General features: G+C 68.3%; 6 protein-coding genes and 1 pseudogene. 2 read left to right on the forward strand and 5 right to left on the reverse strand.

The annotated features are described in order from the left end of the window. Window positions 1-2039: PAS domain S-box protein (locus RT123_RS01115; RefSeq protein ID WP_313007144.1), on the forward strand; the 2039-nt coding region annotated here is incomplete at its 5' end. A gap of 79 nt (window positions 2040-2118) precedes the next feature. On the opposite strand, the gene RT123_RS01120 is transcribed toward RT123_RS01115, so the two are convergent. Together RT123_RS01120 and RT123_RS01125 are read right to left on the reverse strand one after the other, a co-directional pair. Then, window positions 2119-2475 (reverse strand): DUF6481 family protein, encoded by a 357-nt coding sequence (locus RT123_RS01120; RefSeq protein ID WP_055752926.1) that lies wholly within the window; start codon window positions 2473-2475, stop codon window positions 2119-2121. Window positions 2476-2721: 246 nt separating this feature from the next. Further along, window positions 2722-2907, reverse strand: coding sequence for a hypothetical protein (locus RT123_RS01125; protein WP_165118033.1), 186 nt, complete (start codon window positions 2905-2907; stop codon window positions 2722-2724). A 511-nt stretch (window positions 2908-3418) separates the two neighbouring features. Here RT123_RS01125 and RT123_RS01130 point away from each other — a divergent pair. Then, complete coding sequence (locus RT123_RS01130; RefSeq protein WP_200932891.1) at window positions 3419-4480, forward strand: cell wall hydrolase; 1062 nt, start codon at window positions 3419-3421, stop codon at window positions 4478-4480. Between the two features lie 21 nt (window positions 4481-4501). On the opposite strand, the gene nadC is transcribed toward RT123_RS01130, so the two are convergent. The 3 genes and pseudogenes from nadC to RT123_RS01145 all read right to left on the reverse strand — a co-directional run. Continuing rightward, a complete protein-coding gene (nadC, locus tag RT123_RS01135; protein ID WP_313007147.1) occupies window positions 4502-5359 on the reverse strand; it encodes a carboxylating nicotinate-nucleotide diphosphorylase in 858 nt (285 codons plus the stop codon). Further along, window positions 5356-6870: an L-aspartate oxidase gene (locus tag RT123_RS01140; RefSeq protein WP_313007150.1), complete on the reverse strand. Its 1515-nt coding sequence runs from the start codon at window positions 6868-6870 to the stop codon at window positions 5356-5358. The genes nadC and RT123_RS01140 overlap by 4 nt, the downstream gene beginning before the upstream one ends. After that, window positions 6867-7362, reverse strand: a pseudogene (locus RT123_RS01145) (peptidase M50); the annotation flags it as partial. The gene RT123_RS01140 and the pseudogene RT123_RS01145, both read right to left, overlap by 4 nt.

The raw sequence follows: 7362 nt of genomic DNA on the forward strand, positions 1-7362 counted from the left end.
AAGAAGTCGCGGCGCGCACCTGGGCCGAGGTCGAGCGCGCCCGAGCGGAAAACGAGACCCGTGAGAGCGAACAGCGGTTCCGCGCCATCGCCGACACCGCGCCGGTGCTGATCTGGGTCACCAAACAGGATCGCACACGCGCCTTCGTGAACCGCGCCTATGTCGATTTCCACGGCTCGGACTATCAGACCGTCCTCAACCTGGATTGGCGAAGCGCGCTGCATCCCGAGGATCAGGCGCGCATCCTGGCGGAATCGATTAACGGGGAAGCGACGCGCGAGCCCTTTTCGATGGAGGCGCGCTATCGCCGTCACGATGGCGAATGGCGCTGGCTGAAGTCCTTCTCCCGTCCCCGTCTGGCGGGCCAGGAGGTCGTCGGCTTCGTGGGCGTGGCGTTCGACGTGACGGACATGCGTACGGCCCAGGCGCGCCTAGAAGAATCCGAGAACCGCTTCCGCACGGTCGCCGACAGCGCGCCCGCCCTGATCTGGATGAGCGACGACGCCGCGCAGATGGTGTTCGCCAACAGGCGTTATCGCACCTTCTTCGGCGTCGAGGCGGACGCGCATCTGCCCGACAGTTGGAGGCGACTGATCCATCCGGACGACGAGGGGGTCTTCGCCGCCGCCTTCATGCGCGCCTTCGAGGCCCGGGATCGGTTCGAGGCGCTGACGCGGATCAATCATCCAACGCTCGGCCCGCGCTGGCTGCGGACTGAAGGCGTGCCGCGCTTCGACGCCTCAGGCCTATTCCAGGGCTACGTCGGGGCCTGCCTTGATGTGACCGACGCCAAGCGGGCCGAAGACGACCTGAAACGCATCAATGAACTGCTGGAAGAACGGGTCGACGAGGCCCTGATCGAAAAGGCTCAGGCCGAGGCGCAACTGGTCCATGCCCAGCGGATGGAGGCGGTCGGGCGGCTCACCGGCGGGGTCGCGCACGACTTCAACAATCTGCTGACCGTCGTGATCGGGGCATTGGACATCATCCTGCGCAGCGAGGACGCGGCCAAGCGCAAGAAGCTGGGCGAGGCGGCGCTGGCGGCGGCGCGACGGGGTGAGAGCCTGACGCATCAGTTGCTGGCCTTCTCGCGTCGTCAGGCTCTGCGGCCCGAGCCGATCGATCTCAACGCCCTGATCCGCGAGAGCGAACCGCTGCTGCGTCGGGCCGTCGGCGAGGCCGTGGACTTCAAGGTCAAGCTGAAGCGCGGCGGCGCGCCCGCCAATGTCGATCCGGCCCAGTTCGAAGCCGCGCTGCTGAACCTGATCGTGAATGCGCGTGACGCCCTGGGCGATGTGACCGGGGCCAAGGGCCGCCAGGCCCGCATCACCGTGCAGACGCGGGCCTGCAACGTCGAGGCGGGACAGATCGCCGAACTGGCGGCGGGCGACTATGTCTGCGTCAGCGTCGCCGACAACGGTGAAGGCATGTCGCCGGACATCCGCGACCGGGTGTTCGAACCCTTCTTCACCACCAAGGGCGTCGGCAAGGGGACGGGCCTGGGGCTGAGCCAGGTCTATGGGTTCGCGCGCCAGTCAGGCGGCGGCGTCCAGATCATCTCCGAGCCGGGACGTGGGGCCGAGATCTGCATCTTCCTGCCGCCCCTGTCGGCAGACGACGCCGCGATGACGTCGAGCCTGGTCGCCGCCGATGGCGCCCCCTTGGTCGAGGGCGGGCGGATGTTGCTGGTGGAGGACGACGCCGGCGTCGCCGCCATCGCGCTCGAAATCCTGGAAGGTTTCGGGCTGGAGGTCGACTGGGCCGAGACGGGCGACGATGCGCTGAAGTTCCTTCAAGCCGACGACTTCGACCTGATGCTGACCGACGTTGTGATGCCCGGCGGCATGAGCGGAATCGATTTGGCGCGCGAGGCGGCGGCGCGCTGGCCGGATATGCGGATCGCCCTGACCTCGGGCTACGTCGGCGAGGACGTGGATGCGGTGCTGGCCGACACGGTCTGGCCGCTGCTGCGCAAACCCTATTCGTCGGACCAGTTGCGCGCCCTGCTGGAACGCCTCAGCGCCGCGACGACGAACTAACTAACAAGGGAACTGACGGCCAAAGAAAAACGCGCCGCAGCGATGCGACGCGTCGATCTGTTTGGAGCCGCAGCTGGATTTAGCGGCGGGCCTTGCGGGCGGCGTAACGCGCGTCGCGCTTGGCCTTCTGCTCTTCCTTGGTCAGTTGCTTGCGCGCCTTGCGGTCGGCGCGCTTTTCCGCGTCGATCTCTTCCTGGGCGGCGAGTTCGGCGGCCAGACGCGCGGCTTCCTTTTCAGCCTTTTCACGACGCTGCTCGGCCTTGGCCAGCTCGTGCTGCTGACGCAGGGCCTCTTTTTCGGCGGCGCGCTTTTCAGCCAGACGCTCGAACTCGGGATCGGGCGCGGCGGCCTTTGGCTTGAATTTGGCGAGCAGGGCCTTCTTGGCCTCTTGCTGGGCGGTAATGCGGTCGGAGAATCCGGTCTTCAGATCTTTCATGCGAAAGCGTCAGGGTTCCTTGTGAGCGACCAGGGCGGTCGTCGGGGGTCAGGCTGCGCCACGCACGGCCCGAAGCGGGGCGCACAAAGCCGATAAGCGCGCGAAAATCAAGGTTCGCAGCCCGCAAATCGGCCCAATGCGTCATTTGGAGCGTCGCGGCGGCGTGGCCGCAACACTTCGATCAGATAGGCGCCGCAGGCCTAATCGCAAGCGCGGCGATAAGAGCGTGCGTCGACCGAGGCGGTCTTAGTTCGGCTTTTGCGCTTGGCCGACAGCCGTCCCGGCCGCACCGCCCACGGCGGCGCCGACCGGGCCGCCGACGACCGCGCCGGCGATAGCACCGCTGGCAGCCTTCTGTTCGATGGTCGCGCCGCAGGCGGACAGGGCGAGCGCCGCCGCAGCGGCTGCGCTCAAGGTGATCATTTTAGTCATGGGCTTCTCTCCAAAGGCCACGCTTCGACGCGAACGCGTCATAGCGGTTCCTGGCTTGGGCTCTAGTTGCGCCGACAACCACCGCCATAATTCTAAACAGCTTTGTTCGCTCCAGTTAGCTTGCTGCGATGCAGCATATTTAGATATGACAAGTTCAACTGTTGATGGATACAGTATTCGGCCTATAGATTTATCCAGTCTTGCCGTTTTGCAGCCACACGGGTCGCCGCGACTGAAAAATACCTACCGAATCCGATGCGTTAACCATCGGATTGCGAATCGAACACATTGAGGCCATAAAAGGCTGGCTAAAGGCCCGTCCTCGACGCCCGGGCCACTGAGCCGAGCGCCGGAATTTGCAGGCTGGACCGCGACCGCAATGGGTCGCCTCGCCGGCAAGACTACCCCGGGGGCCGCGTTTCTCGCCCTGCTGAACAGGACTACCTCGTTGTCGCATTCTTCGCAGACGCGCGCCATTTTGCGCGCCGATCGTGTGGCCAAGATCAAGCCCATGACGGCTGCTGCAGCCTTTGGCGGTCTGTTGGGACTGGCGATCGGATGCGCCTATCTGGGCGGCACGACGGCGCGCGCGACGACGCTGCGCGCCCAAGCCGAACGGATTCAAGGCGCCACCGCCGCCGGTTTCACGGAAGAAGCCCTCGCCGCCGCCGCCGGCGGCCTCGACGCCAGCGCCCTGACCATCGCGCGTCGACACGATCCCTACACCAGCGCGGGCTCCGCCCAGCGCGATCGCCAGGCCGAACTGCTGGCCGCCCGTCTCGAACAACTTCGCGCGCCCGGCGACCCCAACCTTCGCCGCGCCAGCCTGACCGCACCGACCGCCGCGCCCGCCTTCCGCGTCGCCAACGCCCTGGACGCCAGCCGCGATCTCGATTGCCTGACCCAAGCCGTCTATTATGAGGCCCGTGGCGAAGGCGCCGACGGCATGAAGGCCGTGGCCCAGGTCGTCCTGAACCGCGTTCGCCACCCCGCCTTCCCCAAGACCGTCTGCGGCGTCGTCTTCCAGGGCGCAGCGCGCAGCACCGGTTGCCAATTCTCCTTCACCTGCTCCGGCGCGATGCGCGGCCGCGTCAACCAGGCCGCCTGGAACCGCGCCAGGACCGTGGCCTCGAACGCCATGTCGGGGTCGGTCTTCTCGCGCGTCGGCAATGCGACCCATTTCCACACCACAGCCGTGACGCCGGGTTGGCGTTCGTCGCTGGTGCAGGTCAGCCAGGTCGGCAGCCATCTGTTCTATCGCTTCGGCGGCCGCTCAAGCACCGGCGGGACCTTTACCTACGCCGCACGCCGCGCGGCGCCGGCGGACCAGCCGCGCCTGATCCAGGCCGGCCTCAACCCGGTCGAAACCGCGCGTCAGGCCGGACAGGCGGTCGCCTATTCGATGGTGCTGGCGCAGGAAGGTCGCGCCCTGCCCGCGCCGACGGCGCAATCGACGACGCCTTCACCCGCCGCCACGCGCGCCGCCGCGCCACAACCGGCTTCTCGCCCCGCGCGGTCGAACGAAACCTCGGCCAAGACCGACGTCGCCGAAACGGCCTCTAGCCCCGCTTGATCGGCGGAGGCCTGCAAGCCGTCAGAGCGCGTCCAGGCCGATATCCAAAACGGGCGCCGAATGGGTCAGGGCGCCGACCGAGATGACGTCCACGCCCGTCTCGGCGATGCCGCGCACCGTCGTCAGATCGACCCCGCCCGAGGCCTCCAGCACGATCCGCCCGGCGACGCGCGCTACGGCGGCGCGCAGGTCGTCGAGGCTGAAGTTGTCCAGCATGATGACATCGGGCGCCGCGCCCTCGTCGATCAGGGCCAATACGGCGCCCAGTTGATCCAGCCCATCGACCTCGACCTCGACCTTCATCAAATGCGGGGCGAAGGCCTTGGCCCGCCGCACCGCCTCGGCGACGCCGCCACAGACAGCGACGTGGTTGTCCTTGATCAGGATGGCGTCATCCAGGCCGAAGCGATGGTTGATCCCGCCACCGCAGGCCACGGCGTGTTTCTCCAGCGCGCGCAGCCCCGGCGTAGTCTTGCGCGTATCCGCGATCCGCGCCTTGGTCCCGGCGACGGCTTCGACATAGGTGCGCGTCAAGGTCGCCACCCCGCTGAGCCGTCCGACCAGATTGAGCGCCGTCCGCTCGGCCGAGAGGAAGGCGCGCGCGTCAGCCTCGACAACAGCCAGCACGGCGCCCGCGTCAAAGGCGTCGCCGTCCCTCAGCCGCAAATCGACCGAGGCCTTGGGGTCCATGGCCAGCACGGCCAAGCGCACGCAGTCGATGCCGGCCAGCACGCCGGGTTTCCTGGCCGCAAATGCCGCCTTCATCCGCGCACCCTCAGGGATGCAGGCCATGGCGGTCACGTCGCCCGCCCGGCCCAGATCCTCGGCCAGGGCCATACGGACGACGGGTTCGATCAGGACATCGGGAAGTCGTCTCATTCCGCCGCCTCCAACGCCGCCGGGTATGGCATCCGCACACGCGTATGCACAGCGACCCCGTCCGTCTGCGGATAGTCCGACCGGTAGTGCCCGCCCCGGCTCTCATGCCGGTCCAGCGCCGCCTGAGCGATGAGCCGCGCCGCCAACAGAACGGCCGCCGGCCCGTACTGGCTCTCCAGCCGGTCGATCAGGGCGATCAGGCCCGACAGCCCCTCTGCATCACGCACCACACCCGTATGCGCCGTCATTGCGGTCCGCAGTTCGGCCATCGCTGCATCCGGCAAATCAGGCGAAATATCAGCCGTCAAGGCGCGGCCGCCCCCGACTTCCCGGGCCGCCGACATGCCCGCGCGCCGACCGAACGCCGCCGCTTCCAGCAGGGAGTTGGACGCTAGCCGGTTGGCGCCGTGAACGCCGGTCGCCGCGCACTCTCCGACCGCATAAAGGCCCGCAACCGTCGTGCGGCCGTCTGCATCGGCGGCGATCCCGCCCATGTGATAGTGGCACGCCGCCATCACTGGGATCGGGCTGATACGCGGGTCCAGACCAGCGCGCATGCAGGCGGCGAAGACGGCGGGAAACGCGTGAGGAAACTCGCCCCCGATCGCTGCCCGCGCATCCAGAAAGGCCCCTCGCCCGTCGGCGCGCGCCGCATGGACCGCCCGCGCCACCACGTCGCGCGGTTTCAGATCGGCGTCGTCCGCCTCGCCCAATAGAAAGCGCCCCTGACCATCGATCAGCCGCGCGCCCTCGCCCCGCAAAGCCTCGGTCGCCAGCGGCGTGGGGTCCAGTCCCACGTCGATAGCCGTGGGGTGGAATTGTACGAACTCGGGATCGAGGATTTCCGCGCCGGCGCGCGCGGCAAGGGCCATCCCCTCGCCCTTCAACGCCGCTGGGGTCGTGGTCGCTGCGAACAGACCGCCCGCCCCGCCCGTGGCCAACACCACCGCCGTCGCCGTGATCTCGACCAGGCGGTCGCCGCGCACGACCACCGCCCCGACCACTCGACCGTCGGCGTCCTGTGGCAGGGCCTTCAGCCGCGCGTCGTCCCAAACCTCGATCAGCTTTTCAGCTCGCACCGCCGCAACGACGGCCGACAGGATGGCTCGACCAGCGCCGTCGCCGCCGACCCGCGCCACGCGGGGAATGGAATGGGCCGCCTCCAGGCTGACGACGAAGCCGCCGTCCGCATCCCGGTCGAACGGCGCGCCCAGGGACGCCAGCCACTCGACCGTCTCGCGCCCGGCGTCGGTCAGGGCGCGCGCTGCGACCGGCTCGACCAGACCCGCGCCCGCCGCCTCCGTATCCTTGGCGTGCAATGCGGCCGAATCCTGCGCCGTCAGCGCCGCCGCCATCCCGCCCTGCGCCCAGGCGGACGAACAGGCGTTCAGCAAGGGTTCGGGCGTCACGACGAGCACCTTCGCGCCGGTCTTGGCCGCCTCCAGCGCGGCCGACAGCCCCGCCAGGCCCGCCCCGACGATCAGAGGTCCGTGATGCCGAGTTCGGTTCACCGTCCAAAGCCCAGGTAGTTGAGGCCCAACTGCACTGCGCCGGACGGATCGCCCCCCGTCATCGGCATCAGGGCGCCGACGGCCGCCGCCGCGCACACCGCCAGGGTTAGCAGATAGAGCGCCAGGCTCTTGCCCGCCTCGGGCCAGCTCAGCGTGCCCCAGGCCGCGCGCCAGACGCCACGCTTCAAATGGCTGAACACCGATAGAGCCAGAAAGGCGGCCAGAATGAACCGCCCGGTCGTCAGCCCCCACCAGACCACCGCCACGCCGATCACCAGCAGCACGATCTGCTCCAGACGCGGATGCACACGCGTCAGCACCGGGCCCAGAGCCTTGGACCCATCCAGAGGCGGCGCCGGCACGAGGTTCACCAGATTGAGCATGGCGATGAAGAAGGCGCCCATCAGCCACTCTCCCTGCCCCAGAACCATCCAGACCCCGACGAACGGGATCATCGCCAGCAGGCCGAAGGCCGGTCCGGCCAACGACACC

The organism is Brevundimonas vesicularis, from assembly GCF_032067225.1.
GTDB lineage: Bacteria > Pseudomonadota > Alphaproteobacteria > Caulobacterales > Caulobacteraceae > Brevundimonas > Brevundimonas vesicularis_F.

Excerpts from the sequence above, each read along its gene's own strand:
- RT123_RS01120 (WP_055752926.1), bottom strand. The coding sequence starts at position 2,475 with ATGAAAGATCTGAAGACCGGATTCTCCGACCGCATTACCGCCCAGCAA.
- RT123_RS01125 (WP_165118033.1), bottom strand. The coding sequence starts at position 2,907 with ATGACTAAAATGATCACCTTGAGCGCAGCCGCTGCGGCGGCGCTCGCC.
- RT123_RS01130 (WP_200932891.1), top strand. The coding sequence starts at position 3,419 with ATGACGGCTGCTGCAGCCTTTGGCGGTCTGTTGGGACTGGCGATCGGA.
- nadC (WP_313007147.1), bottom strand. The coding sequence starts at position 5,359 with ATGAGACGACTTCCCGATGTCCTGATCGAACCCGTCGTCCGTATGGCC.